Source organism: Blastomonas ursincola, from assembly GCF_013607875.1.
Classification (GTDB): Bacteria; Pseudomonadota; Alphaproteobacteria; order Sphingomonadales; family Sphingomonadaceae; genus Blastomonas; species Blastomonas ursincola.
The window spans coordinates 496,341-523,081 of sequence record NZ_VDES01000003.1 but is presented as its reverse complement, the minus strand read 5'-3'; the positions used below and the strand labels follow the sequence as shown (position 1 = coordinate 523,081).

Annotated in this window: 24 protein-coding genes; 16 read left to right on the top strand and 8 right to left on the bottom strand. The window is 64.6% G+C overall.

The genetic code is table 11. From position 1 onward, the window contains the following. Positions 1–27: 27 nt before the first annotated feature. Together FG486_RS16350 and FG486_RS16345 are read left to right on the top strand one after the other, a co-directional pair. Positions 28–1,170 (top strand): TraB/TrbI/VirB10 family type IV secretion system protein, encoded by a 1,143-nt coding sequence (locus tag FG486_RS16350; protein ID WP_181268427.1) that lies wholly within the window; start codon positions 28–30, stop codon positions 1,168–1,170. A 3-nt stretch (positions 1,171–1,173) separates the two neighbouring features. After that, entirely contained in the window at positions 1,174–1,428 is a 255-nt protein-coding gene (locus FG486_RS16345) for a DUF2274 domain-containing protein (RefSeq protein ID WP_181268310.1), read from the top strand. A gap of 127 nt (positions 1,429–1,555) precedes the next feature. Here FG486_RS16345 and FG486_RS16340 read toward each other — a convergent pair whose 3' ends face one another. Further along, on the bottom strand, positions 1,556–2,440 hold the full coding sequence (locus FG486_RS16340; RefSeq protein ID WP_181268309.1) for a LysR family transcriptional regulator: 885 nt from the start codon (positions 2,438–2,440) through the stop codon (positions 1,556–1,558). Positions 2,441–2,445: 5 nt separating this feature from the next. Next, positions 2,446–3,909, bottom strand: a complete 1,464-nt coding sequence (locus FG486_RS16335; protein ID WP_181268308.1) for an efflux transporter outer membrane subunit — start codon at positions 3,907–3,909, stop codon at positions 2,446–2,448. Between FG486_RS16335 and FG486_RS16330 the strand changes: the two genes are divergently transcribed. The 9 genes from FG486_RS16330 (at position 3,875) to FG486_RS16290 (ending at position 14,704) form a co-directional block, all read left to right on the top strand. Then, on the top strand, positions 3,875–4,627 hold the full coding sequence (locus tag FG486_RS16330) for a TetR family transcriptional regulator (RefSeq protein ID WP_206678408.1): 753 nt from the start codon (positions 3,875–3,877) through the stop codon (positions 4,625–4,627). The two genes, FG486_RS16335 and FG486_RS16330, sit on opposite strands and share 35 nt — an antisense overlap. Positions 4,628–4,723: 96 nt before the next feature. Then, positions 4,724–5,134 carry a DUF2147 domain-containing protein gene (locus FG486_RS16325; protein WP_181268307.1) on the top strand — a complete coding sequence of 137 codons (411 nt, stop codon included), beginning with the start codon at positions 4,724–4,726 and terminating at the stop codon, positions 5,132–5,134. 1 nt (position 5,135) lies between these two features. Beyond that, complete coding sequence (locus FG486_RS16320) at positions 5,136–6,449, top strand: MFS transporter (RefSeq protein WP_181268306.1); 1,314 nt, start codon at positions 5,136–5,138, stop codon at positions 6,447–6,449. After that, positions 6,446–7,681, top strand: coding sequence for an efflux RND transporter periplasmic adaptor subunit (locus FG486_RS16315; protein WP_181268305.1), 1,236 nt, complete (start codon positions 6,446–6,448; stop codon positions 7,679–7,681). The genes FG486_RS16320 and FG486_RS16315 overlap by 4 nt, the downstream gene beginning before the upstream one ends. After that, a complete protein-coding gene (locus FG486_RS16310; RefSeq protein ID WP_181268304.1) occupies positions 7,678–10,785 on the top strand; it encodes an efflux RND transporter permease subunit in 3,108 nt (1,035 codons plus the stop codon). The genes FG486_RS16315 and FG486_RS16310 overlap by 4 nt, the downstream gene beginning before the upstream one ends. Before the next feature lie 134 nt (positions 10,786–10,919). Beyond that, positions 10,920–12,122 carry a glycosyltransferase gene (locus FG486_RS16305; protein WP_206678407.1) on the top strand — a complete coding sequence of 401 codons (1,203 nt, stop codon included), beginning with the start codon at positions 10,920–10,922 and terminating at the stop codon, positions 12,120–12,122. A 52-nt stretch (positions 12,123–12,174) separates the two neighbouring features. Continuing rightward, complete coding sequence (locus tag FG486_RS16300; protein WP_181268302.1) at positions 12,175–12,963, top strand: CPBP family glutamic-type intramembrane protease; 789 nt, start codon at positions 12,175–12,177, stop codon at positions 12,961–12,963. After that, entirely contained in the window at positions 12,960–14,180 is a 1,221-nt protein-coding gene (locus tag FG486_RS16295; RefSeq protein ID WP_181268301.1) for a DUF418 domain-containing protein, read from the top strand. Before FG486_RS16300 ends, FG486_RS16295 begins: the two co-directional genes overlap by 4 nt. A gap of 149 nt (positions 14,181–14,329) precedes the next feature. After that, positions 14,330–14,704, top strand: coding sequence for a hypothetical protein (locus FG486_RS16290; RefSeq protein WP_181268300.1), 375 nt, complete (start codon positions 14,330–14,332; stop codon positions 14,702–14,704). Between the two features lie 13 nt (positions 14,705–14,717). Here the strand turns inward: FG486_RS16290 and FG486_RS16285 are convergent, their stop codons facing one another. Then, on the bottom strand, positions 14,718–15,359 hold the full coding sequence (locus FG486_RS16285) for a TetR/AcrR family transcriptional regulator (RefSeq protein WP_181268299.1): 642 nt from the start codon (positions 15,357–15,359) through the stop codon (positions 14,718–14,720). 115 nt (positions 15,360–15,474) lie between these two features. On the opposite strand from FG486_RS16285, the gene FG486_RS16280 reads away from it, so the two are divergent. The 4 genes from FG486_RS16280 (at position 15,475) to FG486_RS16265 (ending at position 19,686) form a co-directional block, all read left to right on the top strand. Then, positions 15,475–16,440 carry a sterol desaturase family protein gene (locus tag FG486_RS16280; RefSeq protein WP_181268298.1) on the top strand — a complete coding sequence of 322 codons (966 nt, stop codon included), beginning with the start codon at positions 15,475–15,477 and terminating at the stop codon, positions 16,438–16,440. Further along, positions 16,437–17,342, top strand: a complete 906-nt coding sequence (locus tag FG486_RS16275) for a haloalkane dehalogenase (protein WP_181268297.1) — start codon at positions 16,437–16,439, stop codon at positions 17,340–17,342. Before FG486_RS16280 ends, FG486_RS16275 begins: the two co-directional genes overlap by 4 nt. Then, complete coding sequence (locus FG486_RS16270; RefSeq protein WP_181268296.1) at positions 17,339–17,803, top strand: hypothetical protein; 465 nt, start codon at positions 17,339–17,341, stop codon at positions 17,801–17,803. Before FG486_RS16275 ends, FG486_RS16270 begins: the two co-directional genes overlap by 4 nt. 407 nt (positions 17,804–18,210) lie before the next feature. After that, positions 18,211–19,686, top strand: coding sequence for a pyridoxal phosphate-dependent decarboxylase family protein (locus FG486_RS16265; protein WP_181268295.1), 1,476 nt, complete (start codon positions 18,211–18,213; stop codon positions 19,684–19,686). 145 nt (positions 19,687–19,831) lie between these two features. Here FG486_RS16265 and FG486_RS16260 read toward each other — a convergent pair whose 3' ends face one another. Next, positions 19,832–20,236, bottom strand: coding sequence for a nuclear transport factor 2 family protein (locus FG486_RS16260; protein ID WP_181268294.1), 405 nt, complete (start codon positions 20,234–20,236; stop codon positions 19,832–19,834). A 686-nt stretch (positions 20,237–20,922) separates the two neighbouring features. Between FG486_RS16260 and FG486_RS16255 the strand changes: the two genes are divergently transcribed. Next, positions 20,923–21,192 carry a helix-turn-helix transcriptional regulator gene (locus tag FG486_RS16255; protein WP_181268293.1) on the top strand — a complete coding sequence of 90 codons (270 nt, stop codon included), beginning with the start codon at positions 20,923–20,925 and terminating at the stop codon, positions 21,190–21,192. Here FG486_RS16255 and FG486_RS16250 read toward each other — a convergent pair. The 4 genes from FG486_RS16250 to FG486_RS16235 form a co-directional block, all read right to left on the bottom strand. Beyond that, the gene (locus tag FG486_RS16250) at positions 21,182–22,438 is read right to left on the bottom strand and encodes a tyrosine-type recombinase/integrase (protein WP_181268292.1); all 1,257 of its coding nucleotides are present in this window, start codon (positions 22,436–22,438) and stop codon (positions 21,182–21,184) included. The genes FG486_RS16255 and FG486_RS16250 overlap by 11 nt on opposite strands. A gap of 318 nt (positions 22,439–22,756) precedes the next feature. After that, positions 22,757–24,322, bottom strand: coding sequence for a glutamine-hydrolyzing GMP synthase (gene guaA, locus FG486_RS16245; RefSeq protein ID WP_066284995.1), 1,566 nt, complete (start codon positions 24,320–24,322; stop codon positions 22,757–22,759). Positions 24,323–24,403: 81 nt separating this feature from the next. Beyond that, on the bottom strand, positions 24,404–25,960 hold the full coding sequence (locus tag FG486_RS16240) for a class I adenylate-forming enzyme family protein (protein WP_181268291.1): 1,557 nt from the start codon (positions 25,958–25,960) through the stop codon (positions 24,404–24,406). Between the two features lie 97 nt (positions 25,961–26,057). Then, positions 26,058–26,594: a hypothetical protein gene (locus tag FG486_RS16235; protein WP_181268290.1), complete on the bottom strand. Its 537-nt coding sequence runs from the start codon at positions 26,592–26,594 to the stop codon at positions 26,058–26,060. Positions 26,595–26,741: the final 147 nt, after the last annotated feature.

Genomic DNA, 26,741 nt, shown 5'->3' with positions numbered 1-26,741 from the left:
GCATCGACCGTGGATGCGGCCGCGCCGATGCGGCTTCGCGGCGAGGCACCGCGCGTCACCCGGTTGTCGCGCAAGGCGCTGGCCGGGATCGGCGTGGTCGCCAGCGTCGGCCTGGGCGGCGCGCTGATCTTTGCGCTTCAGACCCGCGACGGCGCCAGGCCGAGGGAAGAGCTGTATTCGACCGAAAACCGTTCCACCGCCGACGGCCTGGCCGGCTTACCGCGCGACTATAGCGGCGTGCCCCAACTCGGACCGCCGCTTCCCGGCGATCTCGGCCGACCTATCCTCGATGCGCAGAATCGGGGGCAGCCGGTGCCTGCCCCCGGCATGACACAGCCCGATCCTGGCATCAGTGCCGAAGAGCAGCGTAGGCTTCAGGAGATTGAGGCGGCTCGGACAAGTAAGATCTTCGCCGGGACCGAGACCCGAACCTCGTCGGGGTCCGGCGCCGGACCGGATGTCGGCTCGCTCCCGCCTCTCCCTGATCTCACCGGCCTTGGCCTCGCGCCGCCGCCTGCGACGCCCTCCGCCCAGGATCGCCAGCTCGCCTTCCTCAACTCCGCCGCCGACCGGCGCACCGTCGCTCCCGATCGCGTCGTGGCGCCGGCATCACCGAACATCCTGCAGGCGGGGGCGGTGATCGCCGCGGCGCTGATCACCGGCATCCGCTCTGATTTGCCGGGCCAGATCACCGCCCAGGTGACGGAGAACGTCTATGACAGCCCGACCGGCCGTATCCTCCTCGTGCCGCAGGGTACGCGGCTGATCGGCCAGTACGACAACGGCGTCGGCTTCGGTCAGCGCCGGGTGCTGCTGGTCTGGAACCGGCTGATCCTTCCCAATGGTCGTTCGATCGTGCTCGAGCGACAGCCCGGCGCAGATGTCGAGGGCTATGCCGGTCTGGAGGACGGCGTCGATTATCATTGGTGGGATCTCGCCAAGGCCGCCGCGCTCTCGACCTTGCTTGGCGTCGGCGCGGAACTAGCCACCGACGACAACGACCGTCTGGTGCAGGCCATCCGCGACGGCGGCCAGTCGACGATCAACGATGCCGGCCAGCAGATCGTCCGCCGCCAACTCAACGTGACGCCGACATTGACGATCCGGCCGGGGTTTCCGGTCCGTGTCATCGTCACGCGCGATATCGTTCTCGAGCCTTTTGGAGGGTGACGGATGACGAAGTTGAAGCTCGGCCCAATCATCGAAGACAAGCCGGTGAAGGTAACGATACAGCTGCCGGCACCGCTCCATCGCGACCTCAGCGCCTACGCGGCGGCGATGGGCCGCGAACAAGGCCAGACCATCGGCGACCCGAAAAAGCTGATCGTCCCCATGCTAGAGCGCTTCATTGCAACCGATCGGGGCTTCGCTCGCGCGCGCCGCGATGGCGGTCAACGCGCCTCCCGCACGGATGCTCAGGACGGATGAGACGCTGACGGACGAACTATGCCGGGCCTCTCCGACAGGGACTTTGCCAGCGCCAGCAGACATTCAAGATTCCGCAGGAGCGACCTCATCGAGCCGTATCGTGAAAGGTCGCGACCGTACGAGTACGCTAGACGACCTTCTTTGACATCGTTCTGGCGAGGCTCAGCAGCCTCCGAAGCGCGGGATTGTCGTTATGTGGCGACCAGATCGCGCAGAAGGGCAGGACCTCGCCGTCGACCGGCCGATACACGACACCCGGAAACTGTGCGGCGCCCGCTGCTTCGTGAACCAGCGTCAGGCCCTGACCCATTGCGACCAGATGCATCAGATTGTCCCTGCCGACGCGATGCCGCTCGATGCTGGGATGATGCCCGAGGTCGCCGAGGTGTTTGACCAGATAGTCGTGGATTTCTGGTCCAGGGTCGTCCTCGCTGACAATGAAGTGCCGGTCGCGAAGATGCGTCCAGTCGATCTTTCGCAGCGAAACGAATTCATGCTTGCTGGGCATGACCACCAAGACCCGTTCGTTCCATAAATGAGCCACGTCGCATCCGTCGACGACAAGCTTGCCCGTTAGGAACGCGATATCGAGATGAAGACGCTGGACCGCGGCGATGTGCGCAGCGGGGCCACCCTCGATGAGATCGGGTCGAACACCTGGATTTGCGCTGACGTAGGTACGCAGCAGATCGGACAGGAATCCCCAGGCGAGCGACGTGAAAATCCCAATTCGAACGGTGCCGGTTTCACCACGTCCGAAAGACCCAGCATCGGCTGCTGCGCGTTCGATTTCGTTCAATGCCCGAAGCGCGCCATAGAAAAACCGCTGACCGGCGTGCGTGAGACGGACGCCGCCATGATGGCGAATGAAAAGCGCCGCGCCCAGCTCGTCTTCCAGGTCTCGGATGCGCCGGCTGACCGCGGATTCCCGAATGTCGAGCGCCATCGCCGCGCGACGAAAGCTGCCACGCTCTGCGGCCGCAACGACATATTGGAGATGCCGCAATTCCATCGCGACTACTCCGGCAAACTCGCGCCGCCGACCGCCTTGTAAAGCGCGATGACGGCGAGCGACTGTCGTTCGATGACCTCGGCGCTGTTCAACTCCGCCTGACGCAGCGCCACCGTGGCGTCCACCACGTCGGCTAGGCTCGCTAACCCTTGGCGATACAACAGATCGGCGTTCGCCGCCGCCCGTCGGGCAGCGGTGGTGCCGGTCGCAAGCCGATTGGCGCGACGACGCTCGACGTCGAGCGCGTTCAACGCGTTCTCGGTCTCCTCAATCCCTTCCAGGACGGCTTGGCGATAGGCCAGGATGGCTTCCGCAAGCGCAGCATCCCGCGCCGTGACGACGGACCGTCGTGCGCCCCAGTCGAATAGCGGGATACTGAGCGACGGGCCAATGGACGAATTAGTGACCAGTCCCGGAAGCGAGTCTCCAATGAGATTGCCGCTGAGGTTGATGTCACCCGTGAGCGTGAGGCGCGGATAGAGGTCCGCCACGGCGACGTCGAGGTCAGCCGCCGCTTGGGCCACCGTCCGCTCCGCGCGGCGAATCTCGGGCCGGGTGCGCACCAGATCGGCGGGCAAGAGCCGGAGCGACACCTGGGCCGGAAGGGGCTGTTGAGCCGGCTGCAGCAGCTGTCCGTCGACGCTGGGCCGACCGGCCAAGACCGCCAGGCGCTGGGTCGCTTGCTGGATCGCCTGATCGGTAAGTGGGATCTGGGCGCCGGTCTCCGCGGCGGCGGTGACCAGTCGATCGACATCGAAGTCGCTCGCAACGCCCGCGACGCGGCGTTCGCGGGTGAGCGACAAGAGCTTGCCCTGTTCGTCCGAGATCCTGGTCAGGAGAGCGCGGCGCCTCTGTGCGCCGCGCAGTTCGACATAGGTTCTGACCACCTCGGCTACTACGGTCGCCCGCGCCGCCTCGGCGTCGGCCTGAGCGACGTCGGCGGAAGCACGCGCCGAGCGCACGCGCGCCGACGCCCCTCCGAACAGATCAAGCTCCCAAGAGGCATCGAACCCGGCCTGAAAGAATCCGGTGGTCGGCTGGTCCTGCACGACGGTCGGGGAGATCCCTCCTGAACCGCCTGGGACACCGATCAGCCCGGTCGATCCCGACAAGCGCCGTTGCACCCGTGCGCCGGAAGTGACGCCGACCTGCGGAAGACCCTGACTGATCGCGGGCCGCACGAGCGCCCGAGAGCTGCGAACACGGTACGCGGCTTGAGCCAGCGTTAGATTCTGCGCGACGGTTTCGTCGACCAATCCATCGAGGACGGGATCGTCGAACGCGCGCCACCAGTTCGCCAAGTCCGGTCCGGCCTCGCGCCCCACACCTGCTCGATTCGCCCAATCCCCGGGCAAAGGCGGTTGAGCAGCGGGAAGCGGGCCGAGCGATGCGCAGGCCGAAAGAGTCGACGCCGCCAAGAGGCTGATGCCGAACGTGGCCGGCAGCCGCCTCAGATCGCGAAATATCATTCCAGCCTCCTCGACGATCCCACTTGACCGATCTAAAGCGAATGTTTTATTAGACCGACTACTCGATCTAAAACAAGTGCCGAATTCGGGGCTTGCCTTCAAGGGGAGGAATGATGTGCGCAAAGTCGATCCGGAACGGCAGCAGGCGAAGCGGCAGCAGATCGTCGAAGCTGCGATCGAGTGTTTCGCGCGGCGCGGCTTCCACGCCACCACGACCGCTGAAATCTGCGCGGCGGCCGGCATGAGCCCCGGCAATCTGTTCCACTATTTCGACAGCAAGGACGCGATTATCCAGGCGATCGCCGAGGAGGATCAGCGCGAGACCGCGGCGGTGTTCGCGCAGCTCGAAAAGGCGGACGACGTCTTGGCGGCGCTTCTCGAGATGGCGGAAGCGGCGATGACTCAGGCCACCGATCAGGTCTACGCCCGCATCAGTATCGAGATCGCGGCCGAGGCGACCCGCAACCCCAAGATCACCGCGCTGTTCGTGGTCAACGAAGGCGAGACCAAAGCAGCCCTCGTCGCCCTGCTCGCGCGCGGCATCGATCGTGGACAGATCGACCGATGCCTCGATCCCGAACTTGCCGCGACCTGGCTGATCGCGCTGCTCGACGGCGCGATCGGTCGCGCCGTCATGGACCCGACCTTCGATCCCAAGACGCACGCACCGACGCTGCGCCTGATGATCACCCGCTTCCTCAGCCCAACCGCAAACTGACCCGCGTCAGCCTGGAGCTTCGCTTTGATTCATTACTCATCGCTCCCTATGCCCGTGCGCTTGTCTGCAATAGGCGTGCTCATCAGCATAGCGTCGGTGGCCGTCGCGATCCCGACGCAAGCCCAGACGACGAACCCTATCTCGGGCCACTGGCGCACCGCGGACGGAGCGGCCGTCGTCGAGATCAAGCCTTGCGCCCAGACCCTGTGCGGGCGGCTCGTCTGGGTCCGCGAGGGCGCCGACGCGCGTGACGAACGCAATCCCGACCGGTCCCGACGGTCCGCACCGATCTGCGGTCTGAACGTCTTCAGCGGCTTCCGTTCCGACGAAGGCGGGCGCTGGACCGGCGGATCGATTTACGATCCCGAAGCGGGCCGGGCGATCTCCGGTGTGAGCCTCGGCGCGCGCGGTGATGCGCTGACGCTGACCGTCGGCCGAGGTGTGTTCGCCGGAAGTGAAACATGGCGGCGCGCTCCGGCCCCGTCGCGTCCCTGCCAGGCCCGTTGACATGAGCGCCGCCGCGTCCCGACGCATCCCGGTCTATGGCGTCATCGCGGCGGGCGGCGTCTCGATGCTCGGGAACGCCGTCGCCGCGGTCGCCCTGCCATGGTTCGTGCTTGATCTAACCGGAAGCGCGGCCTGGACCGGTGTCGCGGGTGCGGTGGGCATGACGCCACTGATCCTGGGCGCCTTCTTCGGCGGCGCCGTGATCGATCGCCTAGGCTCGCGCCGGGTGGCCGTGGTGGGCGATCTCGTCAGCGCCGCCTGTGTGGGGGCTATCCCCCTTCTACAGGCGCTCGGGCTGCTGACCCTGGCCCCACTACTGATCCTGATCGCGGTGGGGGCGCTGCTCGACGGACCGGCGGTCACGGCGCAAGAGTCCCGCTACCCCGAGCTCGCGCGTCTGGCCGGCTTGCGGCTGGAGCGCGTCACCGCGCTTGACGAGCTGATCGACAACGGCGCGATGATCGCCGGACCGATCCTCGCCGGCCTTTCGATCGCCACCGTGGGGCCGGCACCCGCACTCGCGATCACTGCCGGATGCAGCCTCCTCGCGGCGATCCTGAACCTCATCTTCCTGCCGCGTCACCGCCCATCACGGCGCGCGGCCGATGGCGCCCGCCCCAACGACGTCCTGACCGGGGTCCGGTTTCTGTTCGGCGATCCGCTCCTGCGCACCTTGCTGATTCTCGGCATGGGCGTCGTCGCGATATTCGGCGCACTCGACGCCGTCGTTATGCCGGTCTTCATCCGTGAGAGCGGTCGCGACATTGCCGAGCTCGGCTGGTTCCTGGCGGCCGCCGGCGGCGGCGCGGCGGCGGGCGCGCTCGGCTTTGCGAGCGTCGGCCACCGCATCGGCAAACGCTTTGTGTTGCTAGCCTGTCTGGCGGCCGAGGCAGTCGCCATGTTCCTGCTCGCCGGTCAGCCGGGGGGCGCGACGCTTCTGACCGCCGGCGCGTTAGCCGGTATCGGCGCGGGCCCACTCGGGCCGCTCGTCAACACCGTTCTGCTGCGCCGGACGCCGTCAGCGATCCGCGGCCGCGTGCTCGGCGCGTCCACCGCCGTCGCGCTCACCGCGACCCCGCTCGCAGTGTTGCTCGCCGGCGGAGTGATCGAACTGCTGGGTACGCGGAGTTTGCTGCTCGGTGGCGCCAGCCTGTTTGCCGCCCTGACGATGCTCGCCGCGACCCTGCCGTCGCTGCGCCAGCTCGATCGAGAGCCCGACCCCGATCGGCCCGATCGACGCGACCCTCCTATACCAGCCGCTGATGCGCCCGAGACGGTCCCCTCCCTCTCGAAAATACCCCGGAGACCCTCATGACCGGACCGCAACCGTCCGAATCCGATGTGGCCCCACGCCCGCAATCCTCGGTGCGTCGCCGCGCGCTCGTCATCGCCGCCGTCATCCTGATCGTGGTGAGCGCGGCCTGGGGTCTTTGGGGCGTCTTCGGCGAACAGAGCGCACCCGCGATCGGTGCGCCCCAAGCTTACGCGCCGGGCGTACGCGTCAGCACCGTCACCGCCGGTCCCGCGACCTTGACTCAGCGGCTGCGCGTCACGGGCACGGTGAGCGCGCGTGACGAGATCTCGATCGGAACGGCCGTTCAGGATCAGCGCATCGCCGCCGTTCTCGTCGATGAGGGTGACCGCGTCGTGGCCGGTCAGATCCTCGCCCGCCTGGAAACCGAGACCCTGCGCGCTCAAACCCGCCAGGCCGAGGCGGCGGTGGCGCGGGCTCGCGCCGCCATTGCGCAGCAGGAAGCGGTCAATGTCGAGGCCCAGGCCAGCCTGCAGCGCATCCTGCCGCTCGGCCGCTCTGGCGCGGTCAGCGAACAGCAGGTCGACGAACGCCGGGCGCAGGCGGGGTCGGCGGCGGGAGGACTTCAGGTCGCTCGCGCCGAACTCGCCCAGGCCGAGGCGCAGTTGGCTGACGTCCGCTCGCAGCTCTCTCGCACCGAAATCCGCGCTCCAGTGGCAGGGATCATCTCCGAGCGTCTTGCACGCATCGGCGCGCTCGCATCCGGGCCGGATCCGCTGTTCCGACTCATCCGAGCCGGGCAGCTTGAACTCGACGGCGAGGTGTCCGAACTCGACCTCGCCGCCATCGACATCGGCCGCCCGGTCCGGGTCGAGGTCGCGGGCGTCGCGGCGCCGGTCGAAGGACGGGTCCGGCTCGTCGCCCCCAAGGTCGATCCCCAGACCCGCCTCGGTCGCGTTCGTATCAGCCTGCCCGCCGATGCCGACATCCGCGCGGGCGCGTTCGCGCGTGGCACGATCCTGATCGGCGACGCTGCGGCCCCCGTAACGCTGCCCCGGTCGGCGGTGACGACCACGGCGCAGGGCGCGGCGTCGGTCATGGCGGTGAGCGCCGACGGGCGCGCCGCGCGCCGCGTCGTCTCGTTGGGTCGAAACGACGAGGAGACCGTCGAGATCACCCAGGGCCTGCGCGCCGGAGAGCGCGTGGTCGCCCGGGCGACCGCCTTCGTGCGCGACGGCGATCGCGTCCAGCTGACCCAAGATCGGGCCGTCGCGCCCCCGGAGGCCGGTCAGTGAACTTCCAGCTCTCCTCCTGGGCCATCCGCCGTCCGATCCCGACGATCGTCCTTTTCCTGTGCCTGACGCTCGCCGGTGTGGTGAGCTTCCTCAATCTGCCGATCAACGCCAATCCGCGCGTCGACTTCCCCATCGTCACCGTCACGGTCGTGCAAGCCGGCGCCGCTCCAGCTGAACTCGAGACCTCGGTGACGCGCCGGGTGGAAGGGGCGATCTCCGGCCTCTCCGGCATCCGCCACATCACCTCGACCGTGGCCGACGGCGCCTCGGTCACGACCGTCGAGTTCCAGCTCGAAGTCGACCCCGACCGCGCCACCAGCGACGTCCGCGATTCAGTCTCGCAAATCCGGTCGGATCTGCCCCAGACGATCGAAGAGCCGATAATCTCGCGCCTCGATGTCGAGGGCGGGGCCATCCTCTACTACGCGGTGAAGTCCCCCACGCGCGGGCCGGTCGATTTGTCCTGGTTCGTCGACGATACCGTCAGCCGGGAGATTCTCGGGGTCGCCGGCGTGCAGCGCGTCCAGCGGCTGGGCGGCGTCGATCGCGAGGTGCGCGTCGAACTTCGGCCCGACCGACTGAACGCGCTCGGCGTGACCGCCGATCAGATCAACGCGCAGCTTGCGCAGGTCAACGTCGACGTGCCCGGCGGGCGCGGCGGCGTCGGTGGCCGAGAGCAGGCGATCCGGACATTGGGCAGCGCGGCCACGGTCGCGGACCTGGCCGCGACCCCGATCGCGCTGCCGGGTGGCCGTTGGGCGACGCTGTCGGACGTGGCTTCCGTGACCGATGGGTCGAGCGAGGTGCGATCGATCGCACGGCTGAACGGTGAACCGGTCGTCGGCTTTGCCGTGTTCCGCTCCAAGGGGTCGAGCGATACCGTGGTCGCCGAGGGCGTCGAGGCGGCGATCGCGAACCTCCAACGCCAGCATCGAGACGTCGGAGTGGAGGAGATCGTATCGACGGTCGACTACACCCTGTCGAGCTACGAAGCGGCGATGCACACCCTGCTTGAAGGCGCGCTGCTTACCGTGGTGGTCGTGTTCTTCTTCCTGCGCGACTGGCGCGCCACCCTGATCGCCGCCGTCGCCCTGCCGCTCTCGATCCTGCCGACCTTCGCGGCGATGGCCGCCCTCGGCTACACGCTCAACAGCATCACCCTGCTCGCACTGACCTTGGTGATCGGCATCCTCGTCGACGACGCCATCGTCGAGATCGAGAACATCGATCGCCACCTTCATATGGGCAAGCGCCCGTTCCAGGCCGCGATTGACGCCGCCGACGCGATCGGCTTCGCCGTCGTGGCGATCACCGCCACCATCGTCGCCATCTTCCTGCCGGTCAGCTTCATCGGTGGGGTCGTCGGCCAGTATTTCGAGCAGTTCGGCATCACGGTCGCCGTCGCCGTCCTTGCCTCGCTGTTGGTCGCCCGTCTGGTCACGCCGCTGATGGCGGCCTACATCATGCAGCCCAAGTCTAAGCCGCACGCGGCGCCGAAGCCGTCAGGGCTGAAGGCCCGCTACCTCGGCGGGTTGACCTGGGCGCTCGCGCATCGCGGCATTACGATGGCGATCGGCGCGGTCTTCCTGGTCGGGTCCGTCATGCTGATCCCGCTCTTGCCGTCGGGCTTCCTGCCGACCGGCGACCGTAGCCTGTCGCAGCTCAACGTCTCGCTGCCCCCCGGCACGCCGCTCGCCGAGACCGACACGGTCATTCAGCGGATCGCTACCGACCTGCGGCAGCGTCCTGAAGTGCTGTCGGTTTTCGCTTCGGCCGGATCCGACGATGCGGCCGGAGGCGGCGATGTCGGCAGCGGCAGCCTCGTCATTCGGCTGAAGCCGCCCAAGGAGCGCGACCTCAGCCAGAAGGCCTTCGAGCAGGCGGTGCGCCCGGCGCTTAGCCGAATCGACGATATCCGCTTCTCCTTCCAGGGCGAGAGCGCCGCGCGCGACATCTCGGTCATCCTGGTCGGTGGCGATCCTGTTCGACTTGCCGAAGCGGCACGGGCGCTGGAAAGCGACATGCGCGGCGTCGGCGGCATCGCCAACGTCCAGGTCAACGAACCACTGCCCCGACCGGAACTGCTCATCCGCCCGCGTTTGGACGAGGCCGCCCGGTCTGGCGTTTCGCCGGTCGCGATCGGCACGGTCGCGCGCATCGCTACGGTCGGCGACATCGATGCCAACTCCGCCAGGTTCAACCTCGGCGACCGCCAAGTGCCGATCCGGGTCTCGCTTCCAGCGAGCGAGCGCGGCGATCTGGAAACGCTACGATCGCTTCGCGTGCCCACCGATGCCGGCGAGACCGTCCCGCTGAGTGCGGTCGCGGACGTGCGCTTTGGCGACGGGCCGGCGCGGATCGAGCGTTTCGACCGGCAGCGCCGGGTCTCGGTCGATGCCGACTTGGCGGGCGCGACATTGGGCACGGCTTTGGCCGACATCACAGCTCTGCCTTCGATGCAGAACCTCCCCGAAGGCGTGCGTCAGGTTGAATATGGCGACGCCGAATACATGACCGAGATGTTCGAGAAGTTCGGGCTGGCGATGGCGTTCGGCATCCTCATGGTGTTCGGCGTCCTCGTTCTCCTGTTCAAGGATTTCCTGCAGCCGATCACCATCCTCACCGCGCTGCCCTTGTCGATCGGCGGCGCCATCGGTGGGCTGCTGCTGTACGGCGCCGCGCTCGATCTGCCCGCCGTCATCGGCATCCTGATGCTGATGGGGATCGTGACCAAGAATTCGATCCTACTCGTCGAATTCGCGATCGAGAAGATCCGCGAGGGGATGTCGCGCCATGATGCGCTGATGCAGTCGGGCTCGGACCGCGCCCGGCCGATCATAATGACCACCATCGCCATGATCGCCGGCATGGTGCCCGCCGTGCTGAGCACGGGCGCGGACGCCGGGTTCCGCGCGCCCATGGCCGTCGCCGTGATCGGCGGCCTGATCACCTCGACGCTCCTGAGCCTGATCTTCGTGCCCGTGGTGTTCAGCTACATGGACGATCTGCGCGGCTGGGCAAGCCGCAAGCTCGCACGCACCACGTCGGTGACCGCGGAGGACCGAGAACAGGCGGAGCGCCCGCTGATCGAGCGGAGGCTCTGATGTCCGTCGCCAGGCCGTGTCCAATGTCATTGGCTCAGGGGTATGACAGCGAGAGTCTGCGTCTCAGGACGGAGTGGGGTTTCCGCGACTGCGATTTCACTGCCGGGAAACCAGCCTTGGAGCGCCCACCCCGTGTGGCGCTGTTCTCCGGCAACTACAATTACCTGCGTGACGGCGCGAACCAGGCCTTGAACCGTCTGGTTCGTCATCTGCGGCAACGGCTCGGTGCGCAGGTGCGCGTGTATTCGCCGACCGGGCCGACGGCAGCGTTCGAACCGGAGGGGCAGCTCGTCTCGGTGCCTTCGATCCCGATCCCAGGCCGCAGCGAATACCGGCTCGCGCTCGGCCTGCCGAAGCACGTTCGAGCAGACCTCGCGGCGTTCGCGCCCGATATCGTCCATCTTTCCGCTCCGGATCTGCTCGGGAGCGCCGCTGGCCGCTGGGCCAGATCGCGCTCGGTCCCGCTGATCACCAGCCTTCACACGCGGTTCGAGACTTATCTCGAATACTACGGACTGCGCTGGGCGCGGCCGCTCGCAGCCAGGCATCTGGCGCGCTTCTATGCGCTCAGCGACTATCTTCTCGTGCCGACCCGGCACTTGCTCGACGAGATGACGGTCGGCCGATCCGACGGCCGGGTGCGGCTGTGGAGCCGCGGGGTCGACCACACGGTCTTCAATCCAAACCAGCGCGATCCAGTCTGGAGAAGAGAACAAGGGTACGATCACGACGACCCTGTCGTCATGTTCTTCAGCCGCCTGGTGCTCGAAAAGGGCATCGACATCTTTATCGAGACAGTCCGGGCGCTTGTTGCAAGCGGCCGACCGATCAGACCGTTGATCGTCGGCGAGGGACCGGCGCGCGCGCGCTTGGAAGACGAGCTCCCAGACGCGGTATTCACTGGGCACCTGACCGGTTTGGCGCTTGGTCGGGCGGTGGCCTCGGCCGACATCATGATTATGCCGAGCAGGACCGAGGCGTTCGGCAACGTCGTGCTCGAGGCGATGGCGGCCGGTGTCGCCATCGTCAGCGCAGACACCCCGAGCGCCCGGCATTTGGTCCGAGACGGCGAGACGGGCCTTCTCTGCCCGCCGACGCGTGTGGCCGCCTATGTTGCGGCGGTCCACGAGCTGATCGAAAGCCGTGCGCGACGACAGAACATGGCAAGCGCGGCGCAGGCGGCGAGCCGAGCTCATGGCTGGGACCGCTCTCTCGACGACGCCTTGGACACCTACCGCGAAGCGTTGGCAGCGTCGGGTCGTCTGGCCGGAAGCTCAAGATCGACCTGGCGTGAAGACGGCGCCTGCCGCTTCCGTCTTGAGGGCGTCGACCGATGACGCCGGTCGCCCGCACCATTCCCCAAATCAAGGCTCGCAAAGGAGAGGCCTTTTGACCACAGTCTCATCCGCTCCGGGCGCGCCTGCTAGTCCGCGCCGTCGTCTTCTGGGCCTCGGTGCCTTGGCGGTGATAGGGCTGGCCTCGCTGCTGGCGGCCCCCGTCGAGCGCATCATGCCGCTGCCTCTGCCCACCATGACGGTTCGGGTGCTCGCCATAGTTCAACCCGCAATCTTGACCGCGGGCGCCTTGCTGGTCGGCCTGCTGCTCGGCCCCAAGGTGGGGCTGGACGCACCGATCCTAGCCGGGCGACTGAGGTTGGAGGCACGATCGGCACCGCAACTGCGCGCTCTTGGAACGGCATCACTAATCGTCGCCATCGTCGCCGCCGGACTGCTCTACGGCTATGAGCAAAACTTGGCCACGTTCACGGCCGGGCTGAGCGGCGAAGGCCGAGCGACGCTCGAAGCGTTTCAGCCGCCATTGGTCACGCGCGTCCTGTACGGGGGCCTTGTCGAAGAGATCATCAGCCGCTGGGGCCTTATGACCCTGTTCGTCTGGCTGATCGCCCGTATCGCCCGGCGCAGAGGCGCCCCGGCGACGTGGGTTTACTGGTCAGGCGCAGCGCTGGCCGCATTCCTGTTTGCGCTCGGCCACCTGCCGCTCTTGTTCAGCCTGTTCGACGCGCCGCCGATGACGCTGATCGCAACGGTCCTCGCTCTGAACGCGATCATCGGTTTCGGTTTCGGTTGGCTGTTCGCCCGTTACGGTTTGGAAGCAGCGATGCTCTCACATGCGCTGACGCACCTGATCGCAGCGAGCCTTTCTGGTGGGCTGGCATGATCGTGTCCGGGTATCCGGCACCTGGCCCCGCCGAGGAGGTGACGCGGCAGAGTTCGCCGACAGCTGCGCCGCCCCAACGGGATCGCGCCGTCGATGCGCTTCGCGGCTTCGCCCTGTTCGGTATCATCCTCGTCAACGTGCCGTTCTTCGCCTACCCAATCTACGAGGGGCCGGCGATCACAAGCCTCGCCGATCAGATCGCGTTCTCCGCACTGTCGGCGCTCGCCATCGGCAAATTCTTCCTGATCTTCTCTTTCCTGTTCGGCTTCGGTTTCGCCACCTCGATCGGGGCCGATTCGAAAGCCGGCCGCGCAAGCGGACCAAGATTCGCGAGACGCCTCTTGGGCTTGTTGGCCTTTGGGATGCTCCACGCCGTCTTCTTTTTCATCGGCGACATTCTGATGCTCTACGCCGCGCTCGGCATTCTGCTGTGGTTTGCGCGCGATCTTGGCCCGCGCACGCTGATTGCCCTCAGCCTTGCTGCCTATGCCCTGGCCGCCTTCGCACAGGCGGCCGCTCTCACGGCCGTGACGATCGATCAAGGGGATACGCTGTCTCGGGCGAACGCCGCCTACCTCGGTGGGTTCTGGGACGCCGTGAGATTCCGACTGAACGAAGATATCTGGATCGGACAGCCCTTCATTCTCGTGTTCAACGGGCCCGCCGCCTTGTCCATGTTCCTCGCGGGCCTCGGCCTCGCAAAGTCCGGTCGCTTTCCGGGGCGACCGCTTCATCGCGCCAGCCCTATCCTCGGATGGTCGCTACTTGCCTCCGGGCTCTTCGCGAGCATTGCGAGCTTCGTTTGGTTTCCTGTTACCTATCAACCGCCCGCGGACGGCGCTCCGGTTGGTGTGTTTCTGGCGGCGATGGTCCGATCGCTGGGTGCCCCTGTCCTAGCGGCGGGCTATGGCCTGCTGATCATGCGGGCGGCTGATAAGGCACCCAACCATCCTATCAACACACTCCTCGCAACCGCGGGCCAAATGACGCTCACCGGCTACCTGTTTCACTCGGTCTTGCTCAGCTTCGTGTTCGGCGGATGGGGCTTGGCGCTCTACGGTCAAGTTTCACCGCTCGAATGCCTCGGCATCGGTGCGGTGACCTATGCGGCGCTAGTCGGGTTCTTCATTCTGTGGCGGAAGTGGTTCCGGTACGGGCCCGACGAATGGGCTCTGCGATCATGGGTCGACCTTAAGTTCAAGCCGTTCCGGAAATGAACGCTGCTGAACCCGCCGGAAGCGCGCTGTCCGGTCGCCCGGCCAGGACGCCCGAGAGCTCTGACCAACGCCACGTGAATATTCAGGCCGGCCGATGTTCAGCCAAGATCTGCAAGGGTGAGCACAAGTAGTTAACGGAGTACCAGTCGATGTCTGTTCTGCTTGCCGCAATTGCTGGACTTTCGCTTTCGCCGGGCCCCCTGATCGCGTATACGCCTGTCCAACGTTACGAGCGCCAGAATCACCGCGAGTTTGGCCGCAGACGGGGTTCGGTCCGCACGTTCGACGCCCCCGAACTCGACGGGTACCCGCTCGACATCTGTCCCAGCGACGTCGGCGTCGACGGTCTTGTCCGGGGCCGATGCGGCATGACGGTGGCGAACGATTACTGCCGCGCTCGAGGGTTTGCCGAAGCCACCGACGCACCCCACGAAGGCGGCCAGGGAACAACTATCCAGTTGACCGGCGCGCTCGTCACCCATCCTTGGGCGACCACGTTCCGTTACATCACCTGCGTGCGGTGACGCGCGGCTACGCTCAGCCCACGATCAGACGCAGGCATAGGGCGATGTGCCGGTCGATGAAGGTGTCATCGATCGGTTCCTCACGGGCGAGCAGGCGATACTCTGGTGCAAACGCGATCGGCAGCGCGAACATGCCGCTGAGCACGAATTTCAAGTGCATCGACGATGCATCGGCGGGCAACAACTTTGCCATCTTCGCCTCCTCGATCAGCGCGACCATCCGGTCACTAATCGCGCGTTGGTGATGCTCCACGAGCCAAGACAGCCGGTCGGAGTCCTGCATCGCTTCTTGAAACAGCAAACGGTGAAAGGCTGGATAGGCGGCGGTGGCGCGGATGTAAGTTGCAATCGCAATTTGCAGACGTTCAATGCCGCTGGCCGCTGCAATCTGCGGAGCGGCGGCGTCGATCTTCCTTTCGACTGCGTCGTACACGCTGGCTATACAGGCTTCCCACAAACCGAGCTTCGAGCCGAAGTGGTAGAGGATCAGCGAAACACGCGAACCGCAGTCCTTCGCAATGTCGGGAAGGCTGGAACCCTCGAAACCGCGCGCCGCGAAATGCTCGATCGCGACATCGAGAATCGTCGATTTCGTCGCGAGCCGCTGGGTCTCGCGGACGGTGCCGACTGGCTTGTTGGGAACAGCGCTTTGCATTGCTAATTCATCGTGCGCCGAGCGAGCAAAGGCAAGATAGATTGATTGACAAGTCTGTCAGTGAACAGCAGATTGCGCAACGCCGGGCGGCTTTCCCGTCCGGTCGGAGAGTTGCATGATCGAGCGGATTGCACAGACGATGACGACCTTGGTCGAGGCGCAGATGTCCGGTCAGGGCTTCACTTACATGTTGGCTTTCTACGTAAGCGCGATGCTGATCGAACGCGCGCTCTATCTGTTCCAGGACCGCCATAAGTGGAACGAAGCCGATGCCCGCGCTAACATCCTGAATGGCGTCGTATCGGCGGGTTTTGATGCGTTGATCGGCGCGGTGCTTTTCGTAACCGTCTACCTGCTGCTGTTCGAGAACCTGCGGCTGTTCACCATCCCGCTGGTCTGGTGGGGCTGGGTGCTGGCCTTTGTGCTCAACGACCTCGCCTACTACTTCGATCACCGCATCGCGCATCGCACCGGTCTGTTCTGGGCTGTCCATCACACGCATCATTCGAGCAACGAGATGAACTTGTTAGTGGCGCAGCGCGGCAACGTGTTCGCGCTCGGCGGGCTGATGCAACCGGCCTATCTCGTGCTCGCACTGCTCGGCCTGCCGCTGGCGATGCTCGTGACCGCCAAGTTCTTCGGCAATCTCTGGGGCATCTTCAATCATACCCGGCTCGTCGATCGCATGGGGCCGCTCGAGCATGTCCTTGCCACGCCTTCGAACCACCGGGTCCATCACGGCAGCGACGCGAAATATCTCGATCGCAATTATGGCCAGGTGCTGATCCTGTGGGATCGCATGTTCGGCACCTATCAGCGCGAGGAGGAGGAGCCGCACTACGGCTTGGTCGAGCCACTGCGCAGCTATCACATCTGGGCTATCCAGACGAGCGGCGTGGCGTGGTTGATCGGACGCATGCGCAACGCGCCGAACTGGCGCGATCGGCTACGCTATCTATGGAAGCCGCCGGGTTGGTCGCACGATGGGCGCCACGCCACCAGCGAGACGATCCGGGATGCTTCCGGCATCTCGCTGCACCCGGATCGCACTGTCGACACCGGTCAAAGGCACCCCGTATGACCGTACTGCGAACCCCCGACGAGCGATTTAGCAATCTGCCCGATTATACGTTCGCACCGTGCTATATCGAGCATGAGTTCGCCGACATCGGCACGGTACGGCAGCATTATGTCGACGAGGGACCGCCGGGCGGCCACGTCATCCTGCTGCTTCATGGCGAACCAAGCTGGTCCTATCTCTATCGACACATGATCCCGGTACTTGCTGCCGCAGGTGCGCGGGTGATCGCGCCCGACCTGATCGGGTTCGGCAAATCGGACAAGCCTGTCGATCGCGCTGTGTTCAGCTATGCCGGTCACGCAGCATGGCTCATGCGCTTCCTCGACGCGCTCGATCTTAAGGACATTGGCCTGTTCTGCCAGGACTGGGGCGGGTTGCTCGGACTGCGTCTGGTTGGCCAGCAGCCGCACCGCTTCCGTTTCGTCGTCGCCAGCAACACCGGCTTGCCAATTGGCACAACACCGTCGCCTGCTTTTCTTGCATGGCGCACTTTTGCGCAGGCGACCGCCGAGTTTCCAATCGGCGCTATCCTTCAGCAGGCAAGCGTGCGCCAGTTGTCGGACGACGAAGTCGCTGCCTATGACGCGCCGTTTCCCGACGAACGCCACAAGGCCGCCGCGCGCGCCTTTCCGCTCCTAGTCCCGATCGATCCGGAAGACCAAGCTGCGGACGATAACCGCGAAGCCTGGAAGGGGCTGAAACAGTTTGACCGCCCCTTCCTCACGCTATTCGGCGACAGCGATCCCGTAACCAAAGGAGGCGAGCAAATCTTCATTCAACGCGTGCCAGGTGCGCACAGCCAACCGCACGAGATCCTGCAACAGACCGGCCATTTCTGTCAGGAGGACCAGCCTCGGGCTCTGGCAGAGGCGATTCTCGCTCTGCACCGAGCCGGTTCATGATTGGCGCGCCGATCGACGCCGCTGCGGCGGAGCGCGTTTCGGCGATGATCGCCGAACAGGACGCCGCGGCACGCCTCGCCATCGGACCCGCTCTGACCACTTTGCTGCCTCGCTACCGCAGCCTCTGGGATGTAACCACGTCGTCGGCCGAGCGGCGACGCATCTCGGCAGAAAACTGGGAGGTCAACGGCGACTATCGCGATTCGATGACCGACAGCCTCTCGCCCGCCGCCCTCGTGACCCATATCGAAGAGACCATACTCCCGTTGCTCGGGGCCTACACGCTAACCCTGATCGATCGCCCGCGCTTCCACGGCCGTTTCGTGACGTTTGCATGGGCCTTCCTCGACCGGGCGGGGTCGATCGCGCCGATAGCCGGCGCAGCGGGCGTCGATTTCGTCACTGTCTCCGCCGACGCCAAACTTGCGCAGATCGTCGGCTTCTTCGATGACGAAATGTAGCCAGCAGTTCGACTGCACCGCGTTGCTTCGACCTGGTGGGCAGCGGGTGAGTCGTCATCCTCTACCTAGATCACCGACCAGTCCTGCTAGGGAGCGGCACGAATTAAGGCGAGGACATCGCCGCCGAACTCGAGTGCGAGTATCTGCGTTCCGAGCGCTGCGGTCAGGCTGCTCAAGAGATGGTGCGGGGGGCCGCGCGGTCGAACCGGCACTCCTTTTGGAACTGGATTTTGCAGCGGGCATGTCCCGAAGCGTTTGATGCCTACTGGCCGCATACCTTTAACGCAGTGAACTCCTTCCGACCTCCTAGAAGCAGTCTGAGAAAACGGAGGTTCGCAAGGAGGCTTACGTCGGGCAGATTAGAATCAACGGGCTAGGTCGTAGCCAAGCTTGAGCGGGGATGATTGATGACGGACAAAGCTGGCAGTTTCAATTTTGACCAGCAGGCGATGCGCCAGCTTGGCTACCGCGTCGTCGACCTTATTGTCGATCACCAGACCGGCATGCGAAGCAAGCCAGTTGCGCGCCGGCGCGAGCGGGCGGTCTACGACCGCCGTTTCGCTGCCCCGCCGCCGCGTACGGCGACAGACCCGCAGGCTGTTCTCTCTGAGGTCGCGGAGCACGTCCTGACTGGCATCGCGCACACCGACCATCCGCGCTTCTACGGCTACGTACCCGGCCCGGGTAACTATGTGAGCGTTCTCGGCGACGCGCTCGCCGCCGGGTTCAATGTATTCGCTGGTCACAGCCTTGTCGGCTCTTCGGCTGCGGCGATCGAGTCGATCACGCTTGGATGGCTCCGCGACCTCATGGGTATGCCTTCGACGGCCGGCGGCATCTTCCTTTCAGGCGGGTCAATGGCCGGCCTGTCGGCACTACACGTCGCGAGGACGCGCGCGCTCGGTGCGGGCGTTACGCACGACCCTACGCTTGCCGTCTACGGTACGACTGAAGCGCACTCCTCACTTGCTAAAGCGCTGCGCACCCTAGGTTTTGGTAACGATCAGCTACGCCTGGTGCCTATCGACGACAGCTTGCGAATGAACGTTCAGGCGCTTGCTGAGATGGTTCGATCTGACCGGATAAACGGGCTGCGTCCGCTCGCCGTTATCGCAACCGCCGGAACGACGAGTACCGGCACGGTGGACCCGCTCCTAGATATCCGTCGCCTCTGCGATGACGAAAATCTCTGGATGCACGTTGACGGTGCCTATGGCGGTGCCGCGCGGATTGGCACGTGTGCGAAAACGCTTCTCGACGGTTTGGGTATGGCAGACTCACTCGTGCTCGACCCCCACAAATGGCTCTTCCAGCCCTACGAGATTGGCTGCCTGTTGGTACGCGATGCGCGTAGTTTGAAGGCGGCGTTTGCCGTGGAGGCAGAGTATCTGCGCGAGGCGGCAGCGTCTGCTTCAAGCGCTGCCGACGGATTGGCAGGCGCAATCAACTTCTACGACTATGGCCCCCAACTCACCCGGTCATTCCGCGCCCTGACGCTGTGGATGTTCCTCAAAACTTTCGGCCTCGATCACGTTGAGCAGGCGATAGATCGCGGCATCAAGCTCGCCGAAGCCGCGGAGGCTCACATTTCTGCGTCATCCGAATGGCAGATCGTTACTCCGGCGCAGATCGGCATCCTTACTTTCCGATCCACGATCGCCTCGCGACGGCGCCCGCAAGTGATCAAGCGAGCTGTTCAAGCTGGGCTTGACGAAGGATATGCGTTGATCACCACAACCGAAGTGCGTGGCGAAACGGTCTTCCGGCTTTGCCCCATCCACCCCGACGCCCAGTTCGACGAAGTCGCAACAGCCCTTAACAAACTCGCGGTTGCCCTGGGTGAAAATGATGAGAACCAGGGTAATTTGCCAACCGAGCCGTAGCGCCTGAGTTCGTGATCAGCGTGAAGCAACCGGACAGCCGAGCCTTCCCGAAGATGGTGCGGGTGGCCGGGGTCGAACCGGCACTCCTATCGGAATTGGATTTTGAAGCGAGCGCGTCTACCAGCCTGCGAGTTGCGTGCTGCGCTCAGCTCTCGAACACAGGAGACGCATCGGCGTATATGCGCACCGAAGTAACCTTGCCCTGCGCATCACGGTCGGTGAGCGCCACCGCACGCGTCGTCACTTTGCGTCCGTCGTGGCGCACATAGTGGTTTAGTGCTTCCAGCATGAAGTGATCGTCCGACCCGTATATGTTGAGCGGCTCATGCTCAATCGCGGCGAAGCTTTGCCAATACTCCGCGAGCATGGCGGTGACCGCCGCCTTTCCCTCAACTGCGGGCGCGTTGTTGAACTGCACACTCACTCCGTCGGCGAGGAAGTTTGAATAGCGCCCTACATCAAGCGCATCCATGGCAGCCAGGTACTCGCCAATGTACCACTCGGTCGCGGACACGCCGAGTTCGTTCACCCGTAGGCTGGTGGTGATCATAGCCGTTCTCCCGAGACTCGCAGCATAGCTGCAGTCGAAGACGGTCAGATGACACCGCCGACGCGAGCGCGCCCACGTAGCGTCTACGGCTTGCGGCTAAGCTAGGCTAGGGCACCAGTGCTTTGGTTCGGGCTGTCGGACCGAGCCGCCAATCCTTGCGGAATGGGATTTTTAACCACACGCGACTATGCTGCAGTAGCCGAAAGGACGTCTGCAGCAGGATTATCTCGCGTCCCTCTCAATGACACGGGAACCTATGCGCCAGCTACAGCCCCTTGAAAGGCGGAACCGTCTTGCGCTTTGAGCGGCGCTCGGCACCTGGAGCGCACCTAGCCTATACCTGACACGACATAGTGGCGCACCCGACACGATTCGAACGTGTGGCCCCCACCTTCGGAGGGCGAATTGAATGATGGTGCGGGTGGCCGGGTCAAACCGGCACTCTTCTCGGAATTGGATTTTGAAGTGAACCGCCGGTTCCACCGGATTGAAATTCCTCGGTTGGCGCCGGTCCGAACAAGAGCCGAAGGGTCGGCTGACGCTCCCAGACGACACTTGCGCGTTGAGACCACCCGTCCGATTTACACGCTATAGCCTGATATTACCGCACACGTTCACGCGTGGGCTTCAAAGCGGAAGATCTATCGCCTTCTATCTCCACAAGAGCAAAGAAGCGGAGATACGGTATGAGCGCTGCCCCACATGTCGCCCGAAGAACAATTCGCCGGCAGCAGTTACGGGAGATCGTACCGCTTGCCGACAGCACAATCTACGACATGGAGCAGCGGGGAGAATTCCCGCAGCGCTTCTATCTCACCTCGCGCTGCGTCGTCTGGGACTTGGCAGAGGTAGAAGCCTGGCTCGATGCTCGGCGTCATGCCTCTCGCGCAAATGCAATCAAACGTGCTCCAAGCCCTGACGTGAGGCTGCGCCGTTCTCGGCCCGTCAAACACTAGGCTCTAACTCAAGCAACTCCATCGTGGCCGGGAGCAGCGTCGGACGGTACTTCTGACCCAAAACCCAGGCGTCCAACATATTGGACCACTCCTGCATCATATGGCGTCGTTGATGCTCGTACTCCGCCTTGTTGTAGACGCCACGCGAGGATCTTCCGTCTTCATGCGCCAAGCACTTCTCGATCCAGTCGCTATTGAAGCCTAGCTCATTCAACAGGGTAGAACCTGTGCGTCGTAGGTCATGGACAGTGAACGGTTCGAGCGGCAGCCCCTCTTTTTTCGCTCTGACCACGACTGCCGTCGTTATCCGATTAAATGTCGCCCGCGACATCGGTGCGTCAGCGTCGTATCGGGAAGGAAGGACATAGCGCGAATTACCCGCGCAAGTTTTCAGCGCGATGAAGATGTCCACCGCCTGCTCCGAGAGGTAGACGTTGTGTGCCTTCGACCGCTTCATTCGCTCTTTCGGGATCGACCAGACGGCGTTCTCGAAATCGACTTCATCCCATGTCGCGTCCTGCAGCTCGCTTTTCCTGACCATCGTCAGAAGGAAGAGCTTCATTCCCAACCGTATAGTCGGCAGGGTCGGTACATGCTCGAGCTGACCGAGCATGACGCGGATCTCCGCAGGAGATAGCGAACGATCCTTCGGTACGAAGGTCGCGATTGACGCGGGCCCAACTTCATCCGCTGGGTTGGCGACCTTCTCGCCATGCAAGATAGCGAACGCAAAGATCAGTTTGACGATATCCCGCACATGCACGGCCGTGGCTGGAGCCCCGCGCTCCTTCACTTTCCCGCACATCATGCGGAGATCGTCAGGCGTGATTTCCGGCAGAAGCCTGTTTCGGAACGTCGGCAAGATGTCTCGCTCGTAGATGGAGCGCCGCATGGCGCGCGTGCTGTCGGCCATGCGCGACTCTTGGAACCACTTTTCGCCGAACTCGCCGAACCGCTTCGCCTCCTTCAGTCGCCGCTTGTCGTGCTGCTTCTCCTGAGCAGGCGACCGGCCCTCTGAAATGGCCCGCTTCGCATCGATCAGCTTCTCGCGAGCCCTGGCAAGCGAGAGGCCATCTGGGCCGTATCGGCCGAGCGTTATCGTCTCGCGACGTCCGTTGAGGCGGTAGTCGTACCGGAACACGATCGCCCCCGACGGTTGCACCACGACATACATGCCGTCACGATCGCTCACCTTGTACAATTTCTTCTGTGATCTCAGCGCCTTAATCGCAGTGTCAGTAAGCATGAGGGCCTCCACAACCGTCCTAGGAATCGGGAGAGGCGCCGATTATACCGTCAGGCAGAAACAGGCGGTGCTGGAAGCATGATTTCCATCTTTAATCAGCTTGTTAACACCGAAAAAAATACCGTCATCAGCGCTCTCACCCGTGACGGTATACAGAAATCCAAGATAGAACAAGTTCGTCCATACCGTCTGTTATACCGTCACAGCAGAGCACTGCCCCGCGATAGTCGACGATAGATGCCGGCACGATTATCTTTATACTTCAGCACTTTATGTCGTATCAGAGCGTGCAGACGGATACTGCCGGAGGGGTACAAATCATTCCCACTCGATCGTGCCGGGCGGCTTTGACGTATAGTCATAGACCACGCGGTTGATGCCCTTGACCTCGTTGATGATCCGGGTCGCGGTGCGCTGCAGGAAGCTGGCGTCGAAAGGATAGATATCCGCCGTCATGCCGTCGGTGCTAGTGACCGCACGCAGCGCGCAGACGCTGTCATAGGTGCGTCCGTCGCCCATCACGCCCACGGTCTTGACCGGCAGCAGCACGGCAAAGGCCTGCCAGATCGCGTCGTACAGCCCGGCATTGCGGATCTCGTCGAGATAGATCGCATCGGCCTTGCGCAGGATGTCGCAGCGCTCGCGCGTCACTTCGCCGGGGATACGGATCGCAAGGCCTGGTCCCGGGAACGGGTGGCGGCCGACGAACACGTCCGGCAGCCCGAGTTCGCGGCCCAGCGCGCGCACCTCGTCCTTGAACAGTTCGCGCAAGGGTTCGACCAGCTTCATGTTCATCCGCTCGGGGAGACCGCCGACATTGTGATGGCTCTTGATCGTGACCGAAGGCCCGCCGGTGAACGAGACGCTCTCGATCACATCGGGATAGAGCGTGCCCTGTGCCAGGAATTCCGCACCGCCGATCTTGCGCGCCTCGCTCTCGAACACGTCGATAAAGGTCTTGCCGATGAACTTGCGCTTCTGCTCGGGATCGGTGACGCCCGCCAGACCACCCAGGAACAGGGCCTCTGCCTGAACATGCACCAGCGGGATATTGTAATGGCCCTTGAACAGGCTGACCACCTGGTCGGCCTCGCCCATGCGCATCAGGCCGTGGTCGACGAACACGCAGGTCAGCTGGTCGCCGATCGCCTCGTGGATGAGCACCGCCGCGACCGCGCTGTCGACGCCGCCCGAAAGCCCGCAGATCACGCGCGAGCTGCCGACCTGCGCCCGGATCTCCGCGATCTTGGCGGCCTTGAACTCGGCCATCGACCAGTCGCCGCGACAGCCGCAGACATGGCGCACGAAATTGGCGATAAGCTTGCCGCCATCGGGCGTGTGCACGACTTCGGGGTGGAACTGCATCGCGTAGAAGCATCGCTCGTCATCGGCGATGACCGCATAGGGTGCGCCGGGCGAGGATGCCACGGAGCGGAAGCCGGGTGCGAGCGCGGTGACCTTGTCGCCATGGCTCATCCACACCTGATGCGCCTCGCCTTCCTTCCACAGGCCATCGAACAGCCGGCAGCGGTCGGTAATCTCGATGAACGCGCGGCCGAATTCGCCGCCCTTCTCACCGCCGCCCTCGACCGTGCCGCCGAGCTGCTGGGTCAGGGTCTGCTGGCCATAGCAGATGCCCAGGATCGGCAGGCCCGAATTGAGGATCGCGTCCGGTGCGCGCGGGCTGCCCTCCTCGGTTACCGATGCGGGGCCACCCGAGAGGATGATGCCCTTGGGCTTCATCCGGTGGAACGCGGCTTCGGCGCTGCTGAACGGGGCGATCTCGCTATACACCCCCGCCTCGCGCACCCGGCGGGCGATCAGCTGCGTCACCTGGCTGCCGAAATCGACAATCAGCACGGATTCGTCATGGGCGATGGTCATGGATGAGCCGATAGTTGGGACGTGCCGACGAGTCCAGTGGCGAGCGCCCTTCTTCGCACCTTCGCGGCTTCGCGTGAAATGCTATACGCCCTCCGCCAGCATCGCGCGCAGGTCGGTCTTGAGGATTTTGCCGATATGGCTGCGCGGGAGTTCGTCGATCGGGTAGAGCGCGCTCAAGCGCTGGGTCTTGCCGAGTTCCGCATTCACCTCCGAGAGCAGGATGCCGAGGTCGAGCTCATATCCCGGCGCGGCGACGACGAAGCCGACTGGCGTCTCGCCCCAGCGCTCCGACGGCATGCCGACCACCGCCGCATCGGCCACGCCCGGCTGCTGCATCAGCACCTCTTCGAGATCCTTGGGATAGATGTTGAACCCGCCAGAGATGATCATGTCCTTGGCGCGGCCGACGATCTGGACGAACCCGTCCTCGTCCATGATGCCGATATCGCCCATCTTGAACCAGAGATTCCCGTCGGCATCGCGCCATTCCATCTCGCGCGTCTTGTCGGGCTGGTTCTTGTAACCGCTCATCATCGTCGGAGACCGGCCCACCATCTCGCCCTTGGAGCCGGGGGGAAGCTCGTTACCGTTCTCGTCGATGACCTTGAGCTCGTGGCCCTTGACCGGCTGGCCCACGGTATGGAGCTTGTCGGGAAAATTGTGCGCCTGGAGCATGCAGACGACGCCGCCCTCGGTCATGCCGTAGATCTCGACCAGCCCGCCGGGGAAGCGGCGCAGCGCCTCGGCCTTCAGCTCGGCACTGAACGGGGCGCTGGTGCAGAACTTGATCTGCATCGAGGAGAGATCATGCGCATCGAAGGCGGGGTCCGAGAGCAGCCGCTGATATTGCACCGGCACCAGCATCGTGTGCGTCGCGCGCATCGCCTCGGCCGCCTTGAGCCACTGGCCGACATCGAACTTGCCCATCAGCCGGGCGAGGCCACCATGCACCATGGTGGGCAGGAACACGGCGAGCGTCGTGTTCGAATAGAGCGGGGTCGAGAGGATGGCGCGCGCGTCCTCGCTGTAGATCGACTGGAAGCCCGCGACCGACTGGCGCCAGCGCATGGCATGCGAATGGACGATGCCCTTGGGCGTGCCGGTGGTGCCGCTCGAATAGATGATGTTGAACGGATCGCCCGGCTCGGGCGGCGCGATGTCGGGAGTGCTGCCCGCCGCAGCCATCCAGCTGTCCATGGCGGGCGCATCGCCGTCCGCCGCGTCGAGCATGATGTGGTGGGCACTGCCCAGATCGACGCCACTGGCGGTCAGCTCGGCACGCTTCTCGCGGTCGATGAACAGATGGATCGCCCCCGAATCCGCCAGCATGTTGGCGAGCTGGCGCGGCGTCGCACTGGTGGTGAGCGGCGCGGCGCAACCCCCTGCACGGATCGCACCCAAATAGGCGAGTGCATAGGCGACCGAGGTCGTGCCGAGTATCGCGACCGCCTGACCGCGCTGGAGCCCGTCGGCGAGCAGCTGCGCGGCGATGCGGTCGACCTGATCGGAAAGCGCTCCCCAGTTGATCTGCCGCTGGCCGTCATCGAGCGCGGGGGCATCGGGGCGCTCCCTGCCCCAGGCAGCGATGATGCCGGGCCAGTTGCCGAATTCCTGTTCAAGCTCCGCGCGAATATCCATGCGAATTCCTCTCCATGCGCGCCGTAGGGCGTCTGTCGTCCGGGACTATGCCCAGAGCCTGCGCGAGAGGAAAGAGGCTATCGGAAGCGTCAAGCGCTCAGCGCGCGACGACGGCGACGAAGGTGCTCTCGACCCACCCGCTCTGGCAGGGCCCGGCATAGGGGCGCTTGCCGCGCACCGGGGCGGTGACACCGCAGTCGACGCCAGGTGCTGGTGTGGCCGGAGCGTCGTTCGGTTCGGAGCCCTCGGCAGGCGCCGGAGTAGCCGCGACAGGCTTCATCCCATCCTCGCTCGCCACCACCACGCCCAGCCATTGCTGGTCGAGGCTGCGGGTGCAGATGAACACATGCGCGTCCTCCGCCAGTTCGCCGATCTGCTTGGCGTCGTCGAACGGTGCATCGCGCACTGCCAGCTTGCCGCCGCGCAGGTTGCCGACGCGTCCCCGCCCCTGACAAGCCGCGAACCGCGTTCCGCCCTCACCGATATTGACCGCGCGCGCGGTCGGGCTGGGCTCGGCTGCATCGAGCCGCTCGCCCGCTTGCACGCCGCCGGGAGCGCGCTTCTGCGCAGGCTCCGGATCGGCGCAACCGGCAAGCGTCAGGGCGATGGCGAGGGGCAGCAGGGCAGCTTTCATGGTCTCTTGCTAAAGCCTTCGCAGTCCGCATTCAAGCAAGCTGCGGCGAGCCCATGGATGCGGGAAAGATGCATGCCTGGGCGTGATCGAAAATATGTGCAAAACCGACCGGTAATGCTTGGGTTTCGGCGGGCGCGCGGCTATGGC